The organism is Mesorhizobium dulcispinae (assembly GCF_033977345.1).
GTDB classification, from domain to species: domain Bacteria; phylum Pseudomonadota; class Alphaproteobacteria; order Rhizobiales; family Rhizobiaceae; genus Mesorhizobium; species Mesorhizobium dulcispinae.
Window position 1 is genome coordinate 898,928 of sequence record NZ_JAVIIY010000001.1, and the last position, 16,837, is coordinate 915,764.

At 63.9% G+C, this 16,837-nt stretch carries 24 protein-coding genes; 10 read left to right on the forward strand and 14 right to left on the reverse strand.

Annotated elements, in window-relative coordinates; all coding sequences use genetic code 11:
• Nucleotides 1-17: 17 nt before the first annotated feature.
• The 5 genes from RFN30_RS04360 to RFN30_RS04380 form a co-directional block, all read right to left on the reverse strand.
• Nucleotides 18-350, reverse strand: coding sequence for a BufA1 family periplasmic bufferin-type metallophore (locus RFN30_RS04360; RefSeq protein ID WP_320260878.1), 333 nt, complete (start codon nucleotides 348-350; stop codon nucleotides 18-20).
• A gap of 288 nt (nucleotides 351-638) precedes the next feature.
• Nucleotides 639-1,454, reverse strand: a complete 816-nt coding sequence (locus tag RFN30_RS04365) for an oxidoreductase (protein WP_320260879.1) — start codon at nucleotides 1,452-1,454, stop codon at nucleotides 639-641.
• 54 nt (nucleotides 1,455-1,508) lie between these two features.
• A complete protein-coding gene (fabF, locus tag RFN30_RS04370) occupies nucleotides 1,509-2,807 on the reverse strand; it encodes a beta-ketoacyl-ACP synthase II (protein WP_320260880.1) in 1,299 nt (432 codons plus the stop codon).
• Nucleotides 2,808-2,845: 38 nt separating this feature from the next.
• Nucleotides 2,846-3,424, reverse strand: coding sequence for a TetR/AcrR family transcriptional regulator (locus RFN30_RS04375; protein ID WP_320260881.1), 579 nt, complete (start codon nucleotides 3,422-3,424; stop codon nucleotides 2,846-2,848).
• A gap of 298 nt (nucleotides 3,425-3,722) precedes the next feature.
• A complete protein-coding gene (locus RFN30_RS04380; RefSeq protein ID WP_320260882.1) occupies nucleotides 3,723-4,616 on the reverse strand; it encodes a LysR family transcriptional regulator in 894 nt (297 codons plus the stop codon).
• Nucleotides 4,617-4,837: 221 nt separating this feature from the next.
• Between RFN30_RS04380 and RFN30_RS04385 the strand changes: the two genes are divergently transcribed.
• The 5 genes from RFN30_RS04385 to RFN30_RS04405 all read left to right on the forward strand — a co-directional run bounded on the left by RFN30_RS04385 (nucleotide 4,838) and on the right by RFN30_RS04405 (nucleotide 7,549).
• The gene (locus tag RFN30_RS04385; RefSeq protein ID WP_320260883.1) at nucleotides 4,838-5,233 is read left to right on the forward strand and encodes a (R)-mandelonitrile lyase; all 396 of its coding nucleotides are present in this window, start codon (nucleotides 4,838-4,840) and stop codon (nucleotides 5,231-5,233) included.
• Between the two features lie 25 nt (nucleotides 5,234-5,258).
• Nucleotides 5,259-6,275, forward strand: coding sequence for a zinc-dependent alcohol dehydrogenase family protein (locus RFN30_RS04390; protein WP_320260884.1), 1,017 nt, complete (start codon nucleotides 5,259-5,261; stop codon nucleotides 6,273-6,275).
• A gap of 9 nt (nucleotides 6,276-6,284) precedes the next feature.
• Nucleotides 6,285-6,626, forward strand: coding sequence for a hypothetical protein (locus tag RFN30_RS04395; protein ID WP_320260885.1), 342 nt, complete (start codon nucleotides 6,285-6,287; stop codon nucleotides 6,624-6,626).
• Nucleotides 6,548-6,910, forward strand: coding sequence for an MFS transporter (locus RFN30_RS04400; RefSeq protein ID WP_320260886.1), 363 nt, complete (start codon nucleotides 6,548-6,550; stop codon nucleotides 6,908-6,910). Before RFN30_RS04395 ends, RFN30_RS04400 begins: the two co-directional genes overlap by 79 nt.
• A 99-nt stretch (nucleotides 6,911-7,009) precedes the next feature.
• Nucleotides 7,010-7,549 carry a cupin gene (locus tag RFN30_RS04405; protein WP_320260887.1) on the forward strand — a complete coding sequence of 180 codons (540 nt, stop codon included), beginning with the start codon at nucleotides 7,010-7,012 and terminating at the stop codon, nucleotides 7,547-7,549.
• 44 nt (nucleotides 7,550-7,593) lie between these two features.
• Here the strand turns inward: RFN30_RS04405 and RFN30_RS04410 are convergent, their stop codons facing one another.
• Nucleotides 7,594-7,953 (reverse strand): hypothetical protein, encoded by a 360-nt coding sequence (locus RFN30_RS04410; protein WP_320260888.1) that lies wholly within the window; start codon nucleotides 7,951-7,953, stop codon nucleotides 7,594-7,596.
• Between the two features lie 243 nt (nucleotides 7,954-8,196).
• On the opposite strand from RFN30_RS04410, the gene RFN30_RS04415 reads away from it, so the two are divergent.
• Both RFN30_RS04415 and RFN30_RS04420 read left to right on the forward strand, forming a co-directional pair.
• Nucleotides 8,197-8,535, forward strand: a complete 339-nt coding sequence (locus RFN30_RS04415; protein ID WP_320260889.1) for a hypothetical protein — start codon at nucleotides 8,197-8,199, stop codon at nucleotides 8,533-8,535.
• Between the two features lie 12 nt (nucleotides 8,536-8,547).
• On the forward strand, nucleotides 8,548-8,748 hold the full coding sequence (locus RFN30_RS04420; protein ID WP_320260890.1) for a hypothetical protein: 201 nt from the start codon (nucleotides 8,548-8,550) through the stop codon (nucleotides 8,746-8,748).
• Nucleotides 8,749-8,904: 156 nt separating this feature from the next.
• Here the strand turns inward: RFN30_RS04420 and RFN30_RS04425 are convergent, their stop codons facing one another.
• The 4 genes from RFN30_RS04425 to RFN30_RS32370 form a co-directional block, all read right to left on the reverse strand.
• A complete protein-coding gene (locus RFN30_RS04425; protein WP_320260891.1) occupies nucleotides 8,905-9,078 on the reverse strand; it encodes a hypothetical protein in 174 nt (57 codons plus the stop codon).
• A gap of 188 nt (nucleotides 9,079-9,266) precedes the next feature.
• Complete coding sequence (gene rpsU / locus RFN30_RS04430; RefSeq protein WP_320260892.1) at nucleotides 9,267-9,536, reverse strand: 30S ribosomal protein S21; 270 nt, start codon at nucleotides 9,534-9,536, stop codon at nucleotides 9,267-9,269.
• Between the two features lie 151 nt (nucleotides 9,537-9,687).
• Complete coding sequence (locus tag RFN30_RS04435; RefSeq protein WP_320260976.1) at nucleotides 9,688-9,957, reverse strand: DUF1488 family protein; 270 nt, start codon at nucleotides 9,955-9,957, stop codon at nucleotides 9,688-9,690.
• A gap of 144 nt (nucleotides 9,958-10,101) precedes the next feature.
• Entirely contained in the window at nucleotides 10,102-10,605 is a 504-nt protein-coding gene (locus RFN30_RS32370; protein WP_430698610.1) for a hypothetical protein, read from the reverse strand.
• 709 nt (nucleotides 10,606-11,314) lie between these two features.
• Here RFN30_RS32370 and RFN30_RS04445 point away from each other — a divergent pair.
• Genes RFN30_RS04445 through RFN30_RS04455 form a run of 3 tightly spaced genes read left to right on the forward strand, consistent with a single transcriptional unit; the run spans nucleotide 11,315 to nucleotide 13,572 of the window.
• Nucleotides 11,315-11,599, forward strand: coding sequence for a hypothetical protein (locus RFN30_RS04445; RefSeq protein ID WP_320260893.1), 285 nt, complete (start codon nucleotides 11,315-11,317; stop codon nucleotides 11,597-11,599).
• Nucleotides 11,547-13,076: a winged helix-turn-helix domain-containing tetratricopeptide repeat protein gene (locus RFN30_RS04450; protein WP_320260894.1), complete on the forward strand. Its 1,530-nt coding sequence runs from the start codon at nucleotides 11,547-11,549 to the stop codon at nucleotides 13,074-13,076. Before RFN30_RS04445 ends, RFN30_RS04450 begins: the two co-directional genes overlap by 53 nt.
• Nucleotides 13,077-13,092: 16 nt before the next feature.
• Complete coding sequence (locus RFN30_RS04455; protein WP_320260895.1) at nucleotides 13,093-13,572, forward strand: P-loop nucleotide/nucleoside kinase family protein; 480 nt, start codon at nucleotides 13,093-13,095, stop codon at nucleotides 13,570-13,572.
• 24 nt (nucleotides 13,573-13,596) lie between these two features.
• On the opposite strand, the gene RFN30_RS04460 is transcribed toward RFN30_RS04455, so the two are convergent.
• The 4 genes from RFN30_RS04460 to RFN30_RS04475 form a co-directional block, all read right to left on the reverse strand.
• Nucleotides 13,597-14,166: a DNA-3-methyladenine glycosylase gene (locus tag RFN30_RS04460; RefSeq protein WP_320260896.1), complete on the reverse strand. Its 570-nt coding sequence runs from the start codon at nucleotides 14,164-14,166 to the stop codon at nucleotides 13,597-13,599.
• Between the two features lie 76 nt (nucleotides 14,167-14,242).
• Nucleotides 14,243-14,629 (reverse strand): VanZ family protein, encoded by a 387-nt coding sequence (locus tag RFN30_RS04465; protein WP_320260897.1) that lies wholly within the window; start codon nucleotides 14,627-14,629, stop codon nucleotides 14,243-14,245.
• Between the two features lie 140 nt (nucleotides 14,630-14,769).
• A complete protein-coding gene (locus RFN30_RS04470; protein ID WP_320260898.1) occupies nucleotides 14,770-15,918 on the reverse strand; it encodes an amidohydrolase in 1,149 nt (382 codons plus the stop codon).
• Nucleotides 15,919-16,068: 150 nt separating this feature from the next.
• Complete coding sequence (locus RFN30_RS04475) at nucleotides 16,069-16,794, reverse strand: hypothetical protein (RefSeq protein WP_320260899.1); 726 nt, start codon at nucleotides 16,792-16,794, stop codon at nucleotides 16,069-16,071.
• Nucleotides 16,795-16,837 lie beyond the last annotated feature (43 nt).

Consider the following 16,837-nt stretch of genomic DNA (forward strand, 5'->3'; position numbering starts at 1 on the left):
CCGGAGTGCCTTGGACATCAGGTGATCGGCTTCAGCGAGCCGCGGCCCTTGGGCGTCGTCATGGCGGTGCAGGTTCCCTTCTTCACCAGCTTGAAGGCATTGCCCTGGTAGTCCTTGGTGGACGTGCCCGCGCAGGTGGTTCCAGCGCCCGCGTAGCAGTCGTTATGGCCCTTCAGCGCCACGCCGAAGCACTTCTCCATCTTGCCGGAAGCGACCTCCTTTTTGGTCATCTCCCGCATCTTCATCATTTCTGCCTCGCTCATAGCGGCCGATGCGGAGCCTATGGCAGCGGCGCCAATGGCTGCGGCAAAGGCACTGGCAACGGCAGCGGAAATCAGGCGGTTTGACATGCTTCTCCTCCAATGGGCGTTATTGCACGAACCCTTCTCTCCCGGCGCTGCCGGAAGCCGCAGGTTCTTCTGGAAGTTCGCCACGGCACTGATGGAGGTTACACTGGTTCCGGCCCCTGTAGTTCACGAAAACGTGTAGTCCGGCCGCGCCGAGCCGGGAGCGCTGCCTGAGGCGAGGGTTGCGATGGCTCGACGGCCATCGATCCGCCCTCGGTAACCTCAGCTGCGATGCCGCAGCGCCTCGACGATCACCGCCATCGCCGGTGAAAGCTGGCGGCGGCCCGGATGTCAGACCGGCAGCCCGAGCTGCTTTCGCAGGCTCTTGTCGAATGCGGATGCGGGGACGAAACGGCGCAGCAAACTGATCTGGCGCGCCATTTTTCCCGCCGCATAGCGCCGCTTCGGAGTGGGATCGGTCGCGGCCGCCAAAACGGTGTTGGCCACCACTTCGGGCGCATCGCCTTTTTCCATCGCCTTCCGCACGGCTGTGGTCATGCCGGCGCGCGCGGCGTCATAGATATCAAGCAGCTGGTCTGGCCTGGCGAGATTGTCTTCGAAAGAGGTACGCGTATAGGCCGGCTCGACCAACACGACACGAATTCCGAACAGCCGCAGTTCGTGGTCAAGCGATTCTGAATAGCCTTCAACGGCGTGTTTGGTCGACGAATAGAGGGCGAAATAGGGAGCAGGGATGAACCCCTGGACCGAGCTCAAGTTGACGATTCTGCCCTTTCCTTGCCGTCGCATCGTCGGCAGCATTGCGTTGACCATCCGGATGACACCGAAGACATTCACGTCGAACAAAGCCCGAGCCTGCGCAATCGAGGATTCCTCGGCGCCGCCAAGCAGGCCCATTCCGGCATTGTTGACGAGCAAGTCGATTCGCCCCGCCTCGGCCAGCACCTCGTCGACCAGCTTCGCCACGGACGCGTCGTCGGTCACGTCGCAGGTCAGCATGGTAATGCCGTCGGATTTCTTGGAAACTGCGCGACGGCTCGTTCCGAACACGCGAAAGCCGCCATTCTGCAGAGCCTTGGCCGTTGCAAGCCCGATGCCGGAGGATGCCCCTGTGACGATGGCGACGCCAGGATTGGTCTTGTTCATGGAGATCACTTTCTTGGAATGGATTGGAGAAGCAGGAAGTCCCGTGCGAATGCGTCAGCCGGGAGCCGCTCGACCATTCACGCCGTGTCCGTCCCAGCGCCGGAACAGGGCGCTGGCGTTCACTCCCCCGAAGCCGAATCCGTTGGAGATCGCGTAATCCATCTCCATCGGCCGAGCACGGTTGGCGACGAAGTCTATCCCTTCGCCGGCTGGATCAGGGGTGCTCATATTGAGCGTAGGCGGTGCCACCTGGTCCCTGAGCGCCAGGATCGTGAAGATTGCGCCGAGCCCACCGGCGGCCCCGAGCAGGTGTCCGGTGGCCGACTTCGTTCCGCTGACGGCAATCGAGAAATCCGTACCGAAGACGCTTTTGATCGCCTCGATTTCTCCCAGGTCGCCCACCGGCGTGGAGGTCGCGTGGGCGTTGAGATGGCGGATCTCGCGCGGTGAAATGCCGGCTTGGGCAATCGCGATCTCCATGGCACGGCGCGCGCCATCCCCGTCCTCGGGGCCGGAAGTGACGTGATGAGCATCCGCCGTGGTGCCATAGCCGACGACCTCGGCGAGCGGTTTGGCGCCGCGCGCCAGCGCATGGTTCAATTCCTCGACGACCAGGATGCCAGCGCCTTCGCCCATGACGAAACCATCCCGCGACGTGTCGAATGGACGGGAGGCCTGATCGGGACGGTGGTTGAATGAGGTCGAAAGCGAGCGTGCCGCTGCAAAGCCCCCCAGACTGACGGTATTCATGCATGCTTCGGTGCCGCCGCACACGGCGATATCGGCTTCATCGGCGCGGATGATGCGAGCCGCATCGCCGATCGCCTGGATGCCGGCGGCGCACGCGGTCACCGGTGCTCCGATGTGCCCTTTGAAGCCGTAGCGGATCGAGATGTGGCCCGCCGCGAGGTTCACCAGGAAGGACGGCACCGTGAACGGCGAAAGACGCCGAACGCCGCGCTGGTCGACCGTGCGCACCGCCTCGGTTATGGCGGGGAACCCGCCGACGCCTGAAGCAATGATCGTCGCGGTGCGAACCCGATCCTTTTCCGAGACCGGTTTCCATCTCGACTGAGCAAGCGCCTCTTCCGCCGCCGCCAGCGCGAAGAGAATGAAGCGGTCGATCTTGCGCTGATCCTTCGGAGCCACGAAGGCGTCCGCATCTAGGCCGGCTTCAGGATCTTCCTCCAGGGAGGGAACCACGCCGCCGATCTTGGCGGGCAAATCTCCCACCACGTCGTCCGCAAGCCTGCTGATGCCGGAGCGGCCGGCCAGGAGACGCGACCAGGACGTCTCGACATCCGCGGCCAGGGGCGTGACCGCGCCCATGCCTGTGACAACAATCCGTCGCATCTATGCTCCTATCGATCTGAGACGCCAGCCGGCGCCGTTCAAGCGGTGACGGTGTCGCGCACCTGTTCGGTCGCCGCATCCAGAAAGGCCTGAGCGAGGTCATGGTCGTTGACGACGCGCGACAACAACAGCGCACCGACCATCGTCGAGAGAATGGCCATGGCCTTGCTATCGGGCTCTTTGCCGTTGGCCGCGGCAATCAGACGCCCGATGATTTCGAGATACTCTTTGATGCCGGCTTCGAACGACGCTTTCACCTCGGTCCCTTGCCTGGCGGCATCCGAGCCGAGCGCCGCGACCGGACAGCCGTCCATCCTCTCTTCGCGATGGCCCATGCTGAGGTAGAACGCGGTCACCGCCGCAAGTGGATCGCCGGGATTGCCTGCGGTCGCCGCTGCCCATCGATCGGCAGCGCTCTCCATCGCTCGCTTGGACGCCTGGGCGGCCAAGTCCTCCTTCGACACGAACTGTTTGTAAAAGGCGCCTTGGGTCAGCCCTGCGCCCTTCATCAGATCCTTGAGGCCGATTCCGTCAAAGCCATGTTCCCGAAAAAGGCGGCTGGCCACGTCGATCACGGTTTGCCGGTTCTTCTTAGCCTGAATGCGGCTCACGCGCATCGCCGATCTCCACATTTAGATTGCGTCTAAAATCTATAACTCAACATAGATATCGAACGCAATCTATCAAGAGAGGAAATGTGGGACGATCACGGTAGCCGGGCGCATCGCTCCGGCTATGCCTTTCTGGCGACCCTGTGGTTTGCCTGCACGGAAGGGGCGGTGAGGTCATATCCGGCTGCCGGGATACGCTCTACAAGTTCTCGAGGTCCGGCGAGCGGGTGATGGTCTCGACTGAGGCCGACATGCATCTGCGCGCCGATGGGCTAACCGCACTGACCTCGATCTGTTTCCAACCTCAGCCCCTATGCCTAAGCGCCTCGACGATCACCGCCATCGCCGGTGAAAGCTGCCGGCGGCTCGGATAGTAAAGGTGATAGCCCGGGAAGGGCAGGCTCCAGTGGTCTAGCACGAGCGTCAGCCGTCCCTCGGCGATATGGTGGCTGACGAGGTTTTCAGGCACGTAGCAGATGCCGTAACCGCTTAGCGCCGCATCGACCATGGGAAGCGTCGAATTGAAGGTAAGCTGGCCATCCACGCGGACCCTAAGCTCGCGGCCTTTTTTCTCGAACTCCCAGGCATAGAGCCCCCCGAACGTCGCCTGCCGCAGGCAGATGCAGTCATGCGCGACCAGGTCCTGAGGGATCCTTGGGGCGGGGCGGCGCGAGAAATAGTCGGGCGAAGCAACCGCCACGAGCCGCCAGTCGGGACCGATCCGCACCGCGATCATGTCCCTGTCGATGCTCTCGCCGAGCCGCACGCCGGCGTCGAAGCGCTCCTCAACGATGTTGCGCATGCCGTTGTCGCTGTAGAGCTCGACGCGGAGATCCGGATAGTCGCGGAGAACCTGCTGCAGCTTCGGCCAGACGACCGTCTGCAGCGCGTGGTCGGACAGCGTGAGGCGGACAGTGCCCGAGGGTTTGTCGCGAAAGGCGACCAGGCCGGCGAGGTCTGCCTCGATCTCCTCGAAGCGCGGCGCAAGCGACTGGAACAGCCGCTCGCCGGCTTCGGTGGGCGCCACGCTGCGCGTCGTGCGCGTGAGCAGGCGAACGCCGAGCCGCGCTTCCAGCTCCTTGATGGTGTGGCTGAGCGTCGATTGCGAGGTGCCGAGCTCCGCCGCCGCCTTGGTGAAGCTGCGCTCGCGGGCGACCGCAAGGAACCACAGCAGATCCTTCATGTCGTCGCGCTGCATCGGGAATCTTCTTCGGTTTCAGATTTATATCACAGGCCGATAAGTCCATGCGGATTATCTCATCTAATCCCGCAGGCTTCGCTGCAATATCTTCCCGGCAAGTCGGTGCGGGCCAGCTCGCGCCCCCCGTCAGGCTCGGCCGCTTCGACGGCGGCCAGGAGGCGCTGCACATTCGCGGCGAGTTCCCGCTTCGCATCGAACGCATCTGACAGGAGATCACCATGGACATTCTTCGCGCAGGCACGCGGCCGTCCGGCAAAGGTCCGGCTGACTGGTTCACCGGCACCGTCCGCATCGATCCGCTCTTCAACCCCTTCGACGCCGAACGCGTGCAGGGCGCGCAGGTCACCTTCGAGCCCGGCGCCCGCACCGCCTGGCACACGCATCCGCTCGGCCAGTCGCTGATCGTCGTTTCCGGCCGCGGCCGCGTCCAGCGCGAAGGCGGGCCGGTCGAGGAGATCCGTCCGGGCGACGTCGTCTGGTTCGCGCCGGGCGAGAAGCATTGGCACGGCGCGTCACCCAACACCGCGATGGTTCACATTGCCGTCCAGGAGACCAAGGACGGCAAGGTCGTGGACTGGCTGGAACATGTCAGCGACGCCGACTACGGCGCCTGACCCGATCGAAACGAAAGGAAGAAAAATGCTCGCAACCGTTCTTCACAAGGCCGGCGACATCCGCTGCGAGGAAATCGAGGACCCGAAGATCCTTCGCCCGACGGATGCCATCATCAAGCTCTCGGCGAGCTGCATCTGCGGCTCGGATCTGTGGCCGTATCGCGGGCTGCAGCCGGTCGACGGCCCGATGCATATGGGTCACGAATATTGCGGCATCGTCGTCGAGGTGGGCGCAGAGGTGCGCAACGTTCGCCCCGGCCAGTTCGTCGTCGGTTCCTTCTGCATTTCCGACAACACATGCCCGCACTGCCGCTTCGGCTTCCAGTCCTCCTGCGAGCAGCGCGAATTCATGTCGGGCGCGCAGGCGCCCTATGCCCGCGTGCCGCTGGCCGATGGCACGCTGGTGGCCACCTCCGAGGTTCCGCCGGCAGAACTCGTGCCCGACCTCCTGGCCGTCTCGGATGTGCTCGGCACCGGCTGGTATGCGGCCGACGCGGCCGAGGTTCGCGAAGGATCGACGGTGGTCGTCGTCGGCGACGGTGCGGTCGGCCTGATGGGCGTGCTGGCGGCCAAGGAGATGGGTGCCGAGCGCATCATCGCCATGAGCCGGCACGAGAGCCGCCAGAAACTCGCCCGCGAGTTCGGCGCCACCGACATCGTCGCCGAGCGCGGCGAGGAAGGCATTGCCCGCATCAAGGAGCTCACCAAGGGCGTCGGCGCGGATTCGGTGCTGGAATGCGTCGGCACGGCCGAATCCTTCGACCAGGCGCTGGCCTGCTCGCGGCCCGGCGGCACCATCGGCTATGTCGGCGTGCCACATGGCGTGAGCTTCGACGGCCAGCGTCTGTTCTTCGGCCAGAAGCGCATGCTGGGCGGTCCGGCGCCGGTGCGCCGCTTCCTGCCCGACCTGATGGAGCGCGTGCTCAAGGGCAGGATCAAGCCCGGCAAGGTCTTCGATCTCACGCTGCCGCTGGCCGAGGTCGCCGAAGGCTACCGCGCCATGGACGAGCGCCGCGCCATCAAGGTCATGCTTTCGGTCTAGGTGCTGGCGATGGCGGCGACGGACACCGCGCCCAAACACAGCGGGACCACGGCGGGACTGTTGCCGATCATGGCGGCCGTCTTCGCCGGCTTCCTGCTCATCGGCCTGGCGCTGCCCGTCCTGCCGCTGCACCTGCATGACAGGCTCGGTTTCGGTCCCTTCGCGGTAGGACTGGTGACGGGCAGCCAGTTCGTCGCCTCGCTGCTGTCGCGCATCGGCGCCGGAAACTATGCCGATGGGGGTGCGGCGGCAAGCGGGCCGCCGCGATCTTCGTGGCGGTCGAGGCGGCGGGCCTTGTGTCGATCTGGCTGGCGCCCGGGCCGGTCGTCGCGGCCATCGGAGCGGTCCTGACGGGGCTTGGCTACTCGCTGGTCTATCCCGGTCTCGGAGCCGAGGCGGTCGCGCATCTCCCCGCAAGCAGCCGCGGCCTTGCGATGGGGCTCTACACCGTTTTCCTCGATGTGGCGCTCGGCTTCGGCAGCCCGGCGCTCGGCCTGATCGCCGCTTCGGCCGGGCTGCGCTTCGTCTTCCTCGCCGCCGCTGCGACGGCGCTTCCGGCCTTGGCCATCGCGCTCTTGCTTCGCCGCGAGGCGCGCGCGACAGTTCCGGGAACAAAGCGCGCCGCCGCTGGTTGAGATCGGTCGGCAATCGAGCCGGCCAGGCGGCCGTGCCTTAGGGGCCATCCGAAGGCACCGGCTGACCTGAGCGGCAAGAGTGGCGGAAAGGTCACCGGCATGACGAAGCTCACCGGTCTTGTCGAACAGCGGGAACCGCTCACCTTCCGGTTCGAGGATGACGGTCTGGTGCCCAACCACCCGCGCTGGCCGATGCTCGTGTACCCCGGTGCGGTGACGCTGCCGGACGATGTCGATCCGGCTTCCGTCTTTGAGGATCTCTTCAGCACGAACGGTTGGGGCGACGGCTGGCGCAACGGCATCTACGATTACGTCCATTACCATTCGCGCATCCACGAAGTGCTGGGCATCGCGCGCGGCACGGCCGAGGTGCGCTTCGGCGGCGACAAGGGCAAGGTGCTTAACGTCAAGGCCGGCGACGTCGCGATCCTGCCGGCCGGCACCGGCCACCAGCGCCTGTCTTCGTCATCCGATCTTCTGGTCGTCGGCGCCTATCCTCCCTTCGGCACCTATGATCTGTGCACGCGCGCCGAGCAGCACGCCGAGGCGCTGCGCACGATCCCGAAGGTCGGCCGTCCGGAGAAGGATCCGGTCTACGGCAGCGAGGGTCCGCTGCTCAGCGCGTGGCAGGATGGCTGAAGGCCTCGCTCCCGCTTGGGTTGGCAGCTTGCGGGTCGCGACGTTTATGGATAGTGCGCCTTCTTCGGTGCATAGATCGCCGGGTCGAAATCCAGCTCCTTCGGCAGCGGCCGGCTCGAGCATTGCAGATGCATCTGGCGGGCGAGAAGCCTTCGCTGCTGCTGCTCATGCTCCTTCACCGCCGCCACCATCCCCATGCTGTAGGGTCCCAGCAGCACGCCAAAACCCCAGCCGGGGTGGTCCTTTTCGCGTTGGGTATAGTTCGCGGCGGCAGCACGGGCTTGCTGGCATTGTGGCGACGCCCATTTCGGGTCCTGCTGCGAAAGCTTCGCTTCGTAGTCGACCGGTGAGGTCACACATCCAGCCAGCGCCGCGGCCAGCGCGACGACCATTGCGATTCTCATCCACAAGCCTTTCCTAAAATATGCTGGAGAGACCACAGAACTCGTCTTCCGGCAAGGAGACAGCTGGAACGGCGCATCCCCATCGCCTACGATCGGTGGCTGGCCGCGCCTTGACTATTTCCCGATTGGCCATCGCTATCCATTCGCAACAGGCGTATCGTCGCAAATCGGCAGCTTCTGCAATGGGCGATGCCGACCGAGGGCGGCCAGAGTGCCCTAGCCTCCAACAAGAAGGAGGACCCTATGTCTTCCACCTACCCGACAACCGAGCAAATAACGGCGATCGAGAAAATTCTCGCCGAGGTTCGCCCGGCTTTGATCCACGGCAGTCGCCGCCGAACGGCTGCCGCGCGCTTTCTTGTCGAACGCTTCGATGGGGATTCGGAAACGCATTTGCGCGCGATCCTGAGTGCATATGTAAAACGCTTGGACTCGCATCAGAGCGCACTCGCTCAATGGAAAAGTGAGGGCGGCGTCGTCGGAACAGAACCGCGAACCGAAGCGCGGCGCTGGATCGACAACGACACGAGCGGAATGCGACGACGCGACCGCGAGACGGCAGCGCGCCATCGGTTGATCTGAGCGGGGAAATCCGTGGAGATCGACAGATCGCTCCAGGACGACGAGATAGGCGTCGTTTGCACGGACTGCGCCTATGAGACGCGCAAGAGCGTCGGCTGGCTGCGCGCGCACACGCAGGTGGAGTGCCCGGGCTGCGGAGCCATTATCGATGTCGAAAGCAGAAACTTCCGCAAGATCGCCAGCAGAGGACGGGCGTCGGACGCCGGGGACTAGCAAGCGCGGTCCCCTGCAAAAGCGGGCGGTCGGGATCGAGTGAGGGAGTCCCTCCGGACAGCCCGACCCAATAGCAAGGGATCAAAGCCGGACTGTCCTCGCCGCACCAGCGAGATTTCACTGTGCGCCGTTTTTTCCCTTTCGGATAGGTGCGGTCTACTTCTTCAAAAGCCGCGCCTCGCGAAGAAGCGAATTCGTATCGTTGCCGATCAGCTCGATAAGATCGAGTGCTTGAGCTTCGGTAATGCCCGCTTCCCGCATGAGGAACCGGACCCGGAACCCCTTCTCCGCTTTCACGCGTTCGGCGCGCTGTTGCGCACTCTCAATCACGGACAGGGCTTTCAGGATGTTCAGGATATCGGTCAGGCATGTGCTCAGCCGCCGACGTCCTGCTTGTTAGTTGCCGGCGATAGACTCCAGTATAGGGCGGTTAGCGAGCAGGCCAAGGCGTTCGGAACAATAAACGTCCCGCCAGCAGGTCGACACAAATTCAAACTGAGATTGACAGGATAACCGATTCAGCCGGATCGGGCAGGACTGCTTCGGCGGCCCGCGACAGGCGAGAGCTTTTTCTTCGGAGCGGGAAGCAGTCCTTCCCGTTGCGCCTGCTTGCGGGCGAGTTTACGCGCCCTTCGAATGGCATCGTCCCTTTCCCGGATGCGTCGTTCCGAGGGTTTCTCGTAGGCTCGGCGCCGCTTCAGTTCGCGAAGAAGACCCTCGCGCTGCAGTTTCCTTTTCAGCGCCCGCAGGGCCTGATCGACGTCATTGTTCCGCACGTCAACTCGCAATTCATCTCCTCAGCTGCCGTTAGCCTCCAAGGGCTACGGCTGTTGTCCGGGACTGGCTCACCCAGGCCCCATCACTTCAAACAAGTGCAGCCGGTTTGAAGGCGTCCGCACCGTTCACTGTCCCATGCGCCACATGTGCGCGAGTTCATCGTCAGCGCATATCGGCGGCGGTTATGGTGTAGGTGGTCCGCCTCCCACCCGAGTAAAGTTTTCGCGCGCTGGTGTGGATGGAATGCCGCGCCGCGTCGAAGGCCGCCAGGCATGCGGCTTCCGCCGGTTCCGGCCCGTTGCGACTGGGTGCGGTCAATGCCTCCGCTTCGATGAAGAACGGCACCGCGAACATGCCGTCGTGACCGATGAAACGAACCGCATTGCGCGCTTCGTCGAAGCTTCGGCTTGGATTGGGAAATTCGAGCGGCATGGTCACTCTCCACCGGCTTCGGCGGTCGGCAGGATGACAGCCCGGCAGCCCGCCTTCGCGCGCTGACCTTCGTTGCGACGATTTGGGGACAACATACGGCGCGTGGCAATCGGCATGCCGGTCGGTTTTCGGATCTCGCGATTGCTATGCTTTTGTCCTTTGGCCATTGCCGAATGTCCTTTCGAGAAGCGCCGCATTTTCGTCGTCCCGCGAGGCGCGCACGGGTTCGAGACTGTCTTCTGTCGCCATGCGCTCGTGGCGCTCGCCCTCGCTTCGGATGCGATACTGGAGGGAATCTCCCCGAGGCGGCAGCCTCGCGGTGATCTGATAGATTTCGCGGGATTCCTGGATCGTGTTGAAGCTGCGCTTCAGCCGCACGCTTTGCCCCAAGGAATAGCAATGGGTCGCGGCCTCGTGTCGGGTCGGACGGCTATTGAGCCTTTCAGAACGGATCGAGATCATGATTGTTTGCTCCTCCTGCTGCACTGGGCCTTCGAGAAGGCGGATCGATCGGTCAATCAGCCTTAGGCCATCTCGCTCGGCTGGTCGCAAACGACGAGGCGTTCTTGCCGAGGTAGCAGCGCCCCGAAATAGCGGCGTCTCTGGCGCCGTGGCCAGCCTCTGTGCGGTGCGGATATTCGTGCGCATGATCCTCCCGAAAGCCGGAAAGTGCGCCGAATTGTTCCGCCCCGACCTTCGGAGCGACATATCTGCTGCCAGTACATCCGTGGTCAGCAGCGATTGTTCCGAGGTCGAGACGTGCGAGCGGTTGTGCCGGCCCGGCAACGCGCTCTCATCGAAAATTCGGAGTAAAATGGCGGGTCTCTGACACCGCTAAAGCCAAATCGGCCAAATCAACGAGTCTCATATCTAAACCCGAATTGCCGGTTAAACAAGACTTACGCTGAGGTTTATTTTTGCCTTCCGGCGGATTTTCTTGCCGCCGGTCAGTCGATAACGGTACAACGTCGATGTCTAACGCTCCGACCTTACGGAACGGCTTGAGCGACTATGAGAACATCCAAACAATGAACACGCTTGCAATCGACCCACGCACCGGCTGTCTCTTCGCTGGCACGGTGATTGGCAAGCCTATAGCCGGCCAAATCTCCCGCCGAGCTTGGAATGCGCCAGGTCTAGTGCGTGTCGCCCAAAAGTGCGCAACGGTTTTGGGGAACGACATGCATCAAAACGAAGACTTAAAGGATGTCGCCTGAATCCGCTTCGCCGCGACGCGCTTTAGGGGTGTCAAGCACCGGTCGCGGTTTATGCTTTTCGGATTTCAGCAGAATTTCAGAACTCCGTCAGTACGGCGCGGGCAATCTAAGGCATGCTGCTCCGATAGACGGAGGCAGCCATGTTCGACGATCAAGCCCGCGCCCTTGCACGCCAGGAACTCTTCGAGATCGTCGCCGCCGGAATGGTCAACCCCGGCTATGCGCCGCCCGGCGCGCTGATCGAAATGCTCGAGATCACGGCGATGGGCCTGAAGGCCGACCGCGCCACCGGTCCAATGGATATCTTGACCCCGGCGCGGAATGGTAGCCGAATGGGTGACTGGATGTTGCGCAAGGGCAGGTCGCTGTTCCATGGCGGAATCCGCTTCGCAGGGGGTCTTACAACTCGGCGACTGCCAGCTTGATCTGGAGCGCGGCCTGCTGCTGCGGAACGGGACGGCGGTGCCGCTGCGCTCAAAGGCGTTCAGCCTGCTCTCATATCTGGCCCGAAACGACGGCAAGGTCGTCACCAAGTCGGACCTGATTTCCGCGGTGTGGGGAAACATAGCCGTCACCGAGGATTCCCTCACCCAGGCGGTGCGGGACATCAGGAAGGCGCTCGACGACGGCGACCAGGCGATCCTGAAGGCCGTACCCAAGCGCGGCTATGTGCTCTCGTCCCCCTGTCACAAGCCTTCGACGGCATCGCAGCCGGTCGTCGCGGTCGTGCCGTTCGAGGATGGCCGGGCGCCCGGCGAGACTTCGGATCCCGTGATCGGCGCCTTCGCGGACGACGTGGCGGACAGGCTTGCCCGCTTCCATACCGTGACGATCCTGAACCGGGAAACGGCGCTCGCCGCATTCCTGCACGCTCAAGGCCATGGCCTGCCGATCGCGGTGCGGCCGGACTATTTCGTGCGAGGCTCCGTCATTCGCAACGGCGATCAGTTGAAGATCAGCGCCAAGCTGGTCGACGCGCAAGCCGGAACGCTGGTCTGGGGCGAGAGCTATGCGGCGGCCGGGCCGGACCTGTTCGCGGTTCAGGATGAGATTGCCTACCGTGTCGTGAACCGGCTGGTTTCAAATCTGGAGGCGGCGGCCTTGCGGCGAACCGCCGGCAAGCCGACGCGGGACCTTGCGGCCTATGAGCTGGTGACGCGAGCGATCGTGCGCTTCCGCGGCTATCGTCCCGACGACAACAGCGAAGCCTTGAACCTGCTCAAGGCTGCGATTTCACGCGACCCGGATTATGGGCTCGCCCATGCCTATATCGCGCTGGTGGAACTGGCGATTGCCGATTACGGAAGCGCGCCGGACCATGTCATCGCAAGCTGCACCGAGCGTGCCTCGCTTGCCGTGGCGCTGGCGCCGGACGAGCCTCGCTGCCACCGCGTCCTGGCACAGGCGCGGCTTGCCGCGCCTGACCACGAGGCGGCCGAGCACCACATGCGGCGAGCGCTCGACATCAACCCCTATGACTCCGACACGATGATGCAGATGGGCCTCGTGCTGTCCATGCGCGGACGGCCCCGCGACGGGCTGGAGTTGATGGACAGGGCGATCGCCGCAAATCCCCTCCATGCCGAATGGTATCATTGCGATCGAGCCCTCGCGCTCTACGCCGCCCGCGACTATGGCGCCGCCGCAACGGCGATGCAGCGTTTGCCTTACGGGCCCAAGCGGTGGTCGCTGCTTGCGGCTGCGCTGGCGCGCTCGGGTGACAGGACCGGCGCGCGGGACTGCGTCATCCACATTCGCAAATCGGACCCTGGCTTCTCGCCGGTAAGCCACTTGCGCACGGGCGTCGAATTCGAAAGGCCGGAGGACACCGAGCATCTCGTCGAGGGCTTCGAAATCGCCGCCGCGATGGCTGAATGGGAGGCTGCTTCTCGGCCCGCTTGATCGACCGAGGTATCGGATGCCGACGCTATATCTGCTCTGCGGGAAGATTGCCTCGGGCAAATCCACTCTTGCCAGTCGCCTGGCTACCCGGCCGGCGACCCTCCTCATCAGCGAAGATCACTGGACTTCAGCCCTTTTTGCCGAGGACCTGAAGACAATCGACGATTACGCCGAGTGTTCCGCGCGTCTGCGCGCGGCGATGGGACCTCATATCGTCGATATCCTTGGGCACGGACTTTCGGTCGTTCTCGACTTTCCTGCGAACACCGTCGCATACCGGCATTGGATGCGGTCCCTGGCTGACAAGGCCGGAGTATCCCATGAGCTTCACTATCTGGATGTTCCCGACGCTGTTTGCCGGCAACGGCTCCGTGAGCGGAATGCAAGCCGTGGACACCAATTTCAGGTAAGCGAAGCGGAGTATGATTTGTTCTCGAGCCATTTCGTTCCTCCGGGTCCGGCCGAGGAATTCAATGTCGTCGTCCATACAGTTTGAACAATGCGCCGGATGCTGCGGTGCTCAGAACTTCCGGCTGAGATAAGGCGATCCGCCAAGGCCGAACCGCCACTCGGCCTCCACGCCTTTGGTGAGGCCTACCCTGCGTCCGCTGAGGATCGCGGCGGCGTCGGTTGCGGAGCGGGCAAACTCGAAGGGCGCGGCTGCGAGCGACAGGCCGTTATGCGAGCCGTCGATGCCGAGCGCCTGGCAGAGCTTGCCCGGACCGGAACACAGCAGCCTGTCATCGTCGCTTCCCCGCCTGCCGCGCATGGCGGCGATGCCGGATTGCGGCTGGATCGCCCGGATCAGCACCGCGCTGCCCGGCAGGCACACCGCATTCAGGCACCAGTGCAGGCCGTAGGAGCGGTAGACATAGGCGCTGCCGGGAGCGCCATACATCGGCGCATTGCGCGGCGTGCGGCCGCGATAGCTATGCGAGGCCGGATCGTCGGGCCGATAGGCCTCGGTCTCGACGATGATGCCGCCGACGTCGGCGAGATCGAGCCAAGCGCCGATCAGTTCGCGCGCGACCACGAGGGCGTCGCGGGCGAAGAAGTCGCGCGACGTACCGGAGCCCGGACTAGACGGCATCGGCGCCGCCGCATCGCCAAGCCACCGAGGCTGTTCGATTGTTGCAGTGCCACCGGAAGCCGATCATGAGAATGCCCTAAGTCTTCGAGCCTAGCGGACGATCGCTGTTTTGCGGCTTGCTGCGCGCGACGACCGTGGTCGCGACTGCAAGGACAATCCGTGCCAGGGCAATGCCTATGAGGCCGGCCGCCGCTTTCAAGAGGGCATCCTGGAGCCGGGCATGCCGGCCGGGATCGAACGCCTGGAGCAGTTCCAATACGCCGGCCACAGCGCAGACAAACAGCATTGCCTGCACTAGGCGGGCGCGGAATCCGAAGGCTAAGGCGAGACCGAACAGGGCGTAGGCCAGGGCGCGTTCCGTATTCGCATCACCCAGGTGCGGCCGCAGTTGGATAGGCGAGAGCGTGGCGAACGTGATGGCCGCGAACAGCACGAACGCGGCAAAACGGGAGATCGAGGTCATCCCCGCTCATACAAGCGCTGAGCCGGCACAACAATACAGGGGCGTTATGCGGCGCGCGCAGAGCGCGCCGACGAAAGGTATCCGGCCGTCCTGCGCACCAGGGCAACCCCAGGAAAAGTCTGCAACAGTGAGGGGCGCGCTCAGCCCAGCAGATTGCGCGCCGTCCGCATGAAGATCCTCGAGCCGATCGGGATCAGGTCGTCCGGAAAGTCGTAATCTGGGTTGTGGAGCGCCGGATAGCGCTCGCCAGCGCCGAGGAAGAACATCGCCGATTTGGCATTGTGGCCGAAGATGCCGAAATCCTCCGAGGCGCGCATCGGCAGCGCTTCCTCGCCGCGCGAAACACCTTCCTCGTCCAGCGCGCGGTTCAGATGCTCCACCGCATCCGGCGCATTGACGCTGGCAACGAAAATCTCGTGATAGTCGCAGCGCACGGAAAGACCATGCTCGGCCGCGATCTTCGCCGCCAGCGCCTCCGCTGCGGCGACCAGCTCCGCCATGCGCTCGTCGCGGCGGGTGCGCAGCGTCGCCCACACCTCGGCGTAGCCGGGCGCGATGCCGAACACCGCTTCACCCATCGCGCAATGGGTGACGGTCACCATGCCGAAATCGTCGTCGGCGAAGCTGCCGCGCCCGAGCGCCGGCAGATGCGGCATCACCTGGCTCACCGCCAGCATCGGCGAGGTGCCGGTTTCCGGCATGGAGGAATGCGCGGTCTTGCCTTCGAGCACGATCCGCATGCCGCGCGAGGCGCAGTTCACCACGCCGGCCTTGAGCCGCACCTCGCCAAACGGCACGCCGGGCAGGTTGTGCAGCGAGAAGGCGAAATCAGGCTGGATCTCGCCAAAGCGCGGGTCGGCGACGACGCCGGCCGCGCCATTGCCGGTCTCTTCCGCCGGCTGGAACATCAGCACGACGCGGCCGCGGGCTGGTCTCTGGCGCCCGAACTGCCGGCCGAGCGCGGCGAGGATTGTGGTGTGTCCGTCGTGGCCGCACATATGCGACTTGCCCGGCACCTGCGAGGCATGCGGCACGCCCGAAAGCTCGTGGATCGGCAGCGCGTCGAGCTCCGAGCGGAACAGCACCGTCGGTCCGGCCTCACCGCTGTCATAGACCGCCGCCACGCCATGGCCGCCCAGTCCCGTCAGCACCTTGTCCGGCCCCGTATCGGCAAGGAAATCGACGACCTCGCGTGCCGTCTTCTCCTCCTCGTTGGAAATCTCCGGCTGCCGGTGCAGCTTGCGCCGCCATTCCGTCAGCTCGACAAGGTCTCGGTTGGTCAGGGTCATGGTTTTCGACTCCGCTTGGGTGCGGCTCACACAAACACAATAGGGTTTTGCCCGTGCCGTGCCATGCCGGTCAATTCAAATAGGCCATGGGCGAATTCCCTGACATCTGCGCGACTGCCGGAAATGGCCGGCGGAATTCCGCTACGCTTTTCAACCATCCAAATCGGCCGCAACGCGTTGAAGCACCTTGCGCGGCTCAGCGGCAATGACATCGCCGTGGCTGACGACGATCCGCTTGAGGTCTGGTTCATCCGCCCATTCCCGGAACGCCGTGGCCAGCGCCTTTTTGTCTTTGACGAACATCCATTTGCTAATGCGCGGTATCTGCGGATACGACACGCCGAAACCGAGCAGACGCGCCATTATGTGGGCGCCGATGCCGTGAGGATGACGCACGTTTGCGAGAAGGTCGTTGATGACAAGCGTGATGCCACCTTCGCGTCGGACGAGAAGCGCGGCCTCCTTGCCTTCTGTGCCCGGCACGGTCTCAAGCTGGACGGAGGGATCGGCCCAGACGGCGCTCGTGGCATCGACTTTGACGGCTTCCTCCACCGCGTCCCACGCACCCGGCACACAGACAATTTTCGCCTCTGGATAGCGAGCCTTCCATGGCCTTATGTCGAGGCGGTGGCCGGGACCGGGGACTATGAGGAAGGTGGGCGCGCCGAGCGCTTCGATTTCTCGCATCTGAGGTTCCGCCAAAGGGATGGCGCTCCAGATCGCCGTTCGTCGGCCGCTCAATCCGACCACGGTCATTCGACGGGGAAAATAACCGAGCGGCATGTGGATTTCGCCCGCGACAGTCAGCAGACCCTCGTCCAGCTTTTCCAGCCGGCCGTGCGGCCCAACCTTCCACTTGTCATTGAATCTTGGCATGCGACGCCCTCGGCTAGCTCGCACCCATCAATCGTTTGGCGAC

Excerpts from the sequence above, each read along its gene's own strand:
- RFN30_RS04360 (WP_320260878.1), bottom strand. The coding sequence starts at position 350 with ATGTCAAACCGCCTGATTTCCGCTGCCGTTGCCAGTGCCTTTGCCGCA.
- RFN30_RS04365 (WP_320260879.1), bottom strand. The coding sequence starts at position 1,454 with ATGAACAAGACCAATCCTGGCGTCGCCATCGTCACAGGGGCATCCTCC.
- fabF (WP_320260880.1), bottom strand. The coding sequence starts at position 2,807 with ATGCGACGGATTGTTGTCACAGGCATGGGCGCGGTCACGCCCCTGGCC.
- RFN30_RS04375 (WP_320260881.1), bottom strand. The coding sequence starts at position 3,424 with ATGCGCGTGAGCCGCATTCAGGCTAAGAAGAACCGGCAAACCGTGATC.
- RFN30_RS04380 (WP_320260882.1), bottom strand. The coding sequence starts at position 4,616 with ATGCAGCGCGACGACATGAAGGATCTGCTGTGGTTCCTTGCGGTCGCC.
- RFN30_RS04385 (WP_320260883.1), top strand. The coding sequence starts at position 4,838 with ATGGACATTCTTCGCGCAGGCACGCGGCCGTCCGGCAAAGGTCCGGCT.
- RFN30_RS04390 (WP_320260884.1), top strand. The coding sequence starts at position 5,259 with ATGCTCGCAACCGTTCTTCACAAGGCCGGCGACATCCGCTGCGAGGAA.
- RFN30_RS04395 (WP_320260885.1), top strand. The coding sequence starts at position 6,285 with ATGGCGGCGACGGACACCGCGCCCAAACACAGCGGGACCACGGCGGGA.
- RFN30_RS04405 (WP_320260887.1), top strand. The coding sequence starts at position 7,010 with ATGACGAAGCTCACCGGTCTTGTCGAACAGCGGGAACCGCTCACCTTC.
- RFN30_RS04410 (WP_320260888.1), bottom strand. The coding sequence starts at position 7,953 with ATGAGAATCGCAATGGTCGTCGCGCTGGCCGCGGCGCTGGCTGGATGT.
- RFN30_RS04415 (WP_320260889.1), top strand. The coding sequence starts at position 8,197 with ATGTCTTCCACCTACCCGACAACCGAGCAAATAACGGCGATCGAGAAA.
- RFN30_RS04435 (WP_320260976.1), bottom strand. The coding sequence starts at position 9,957 with ATGCCGCTCGAATTTCCCAATCCAAGCCGAAGCTTCGACGAAGCGCGC.
- RFN30_RS32370 (WP_430698610.1), bottom strand. The coding sequence starts at position 10,605 with ATGCGCACGAATATCCGCACCGCACAGAGGCTGGCCACGGCGCCAGAG.
- RFN30_RS04445 (WP_320260893.1), top strand. The coding sequence starts at position 11,315 with ATGTTCGACGATCAAGCCCGCGCCCTTGCACGCCAGGAACTCTTCGAG.
- RFN30_RS04450 (WP_320260894.1), top strand. The coding sequence starts at position 11,547 with ATGGCGGAATCCGCTTCGCAGGGGGTCTTACAACTCGGCGACTGCCAG.
- RFN30_RS04455 (WP_320260895.1), top strand. The coding sequence starts at position 13,093 with ATGCCGACGCTATATCTGCTCTGCGGGAAGATTGCCTCGGGCAAATCC.
- RFN30_RS04460 (WP_320260896.1), bottom strand. The coding sequence starts at position 14,166 with ATGCCGTCTAGTCCGGGCTCCGGTACGTCGCGCGACTTCTTCGCCCGC.
- RFN30_RS04465 (WP_320260897.1), bottom strand. The coding sequence starts at position 14,629 with ATGACCTCGATCTCCCGTTTTGCCGCGTTCGTGCTGTTCGCGGCCATC.
- RFN30_RS04470 (WP_320260898.1), bottom strand. The coding sequence starts at position 15,918 with ATGACCCTGACCAACCGAGACCTTGTCGAGCTGACGGAATGGCGGCGC.
- RFN30_RS04475 (WP_320260899.1), bottom strand. The coding sequence starts at position 16,794 with ATGCCAAGATTCAATGACAAGTGGAAGGTTGGGCCGCACGGCCGGCTG.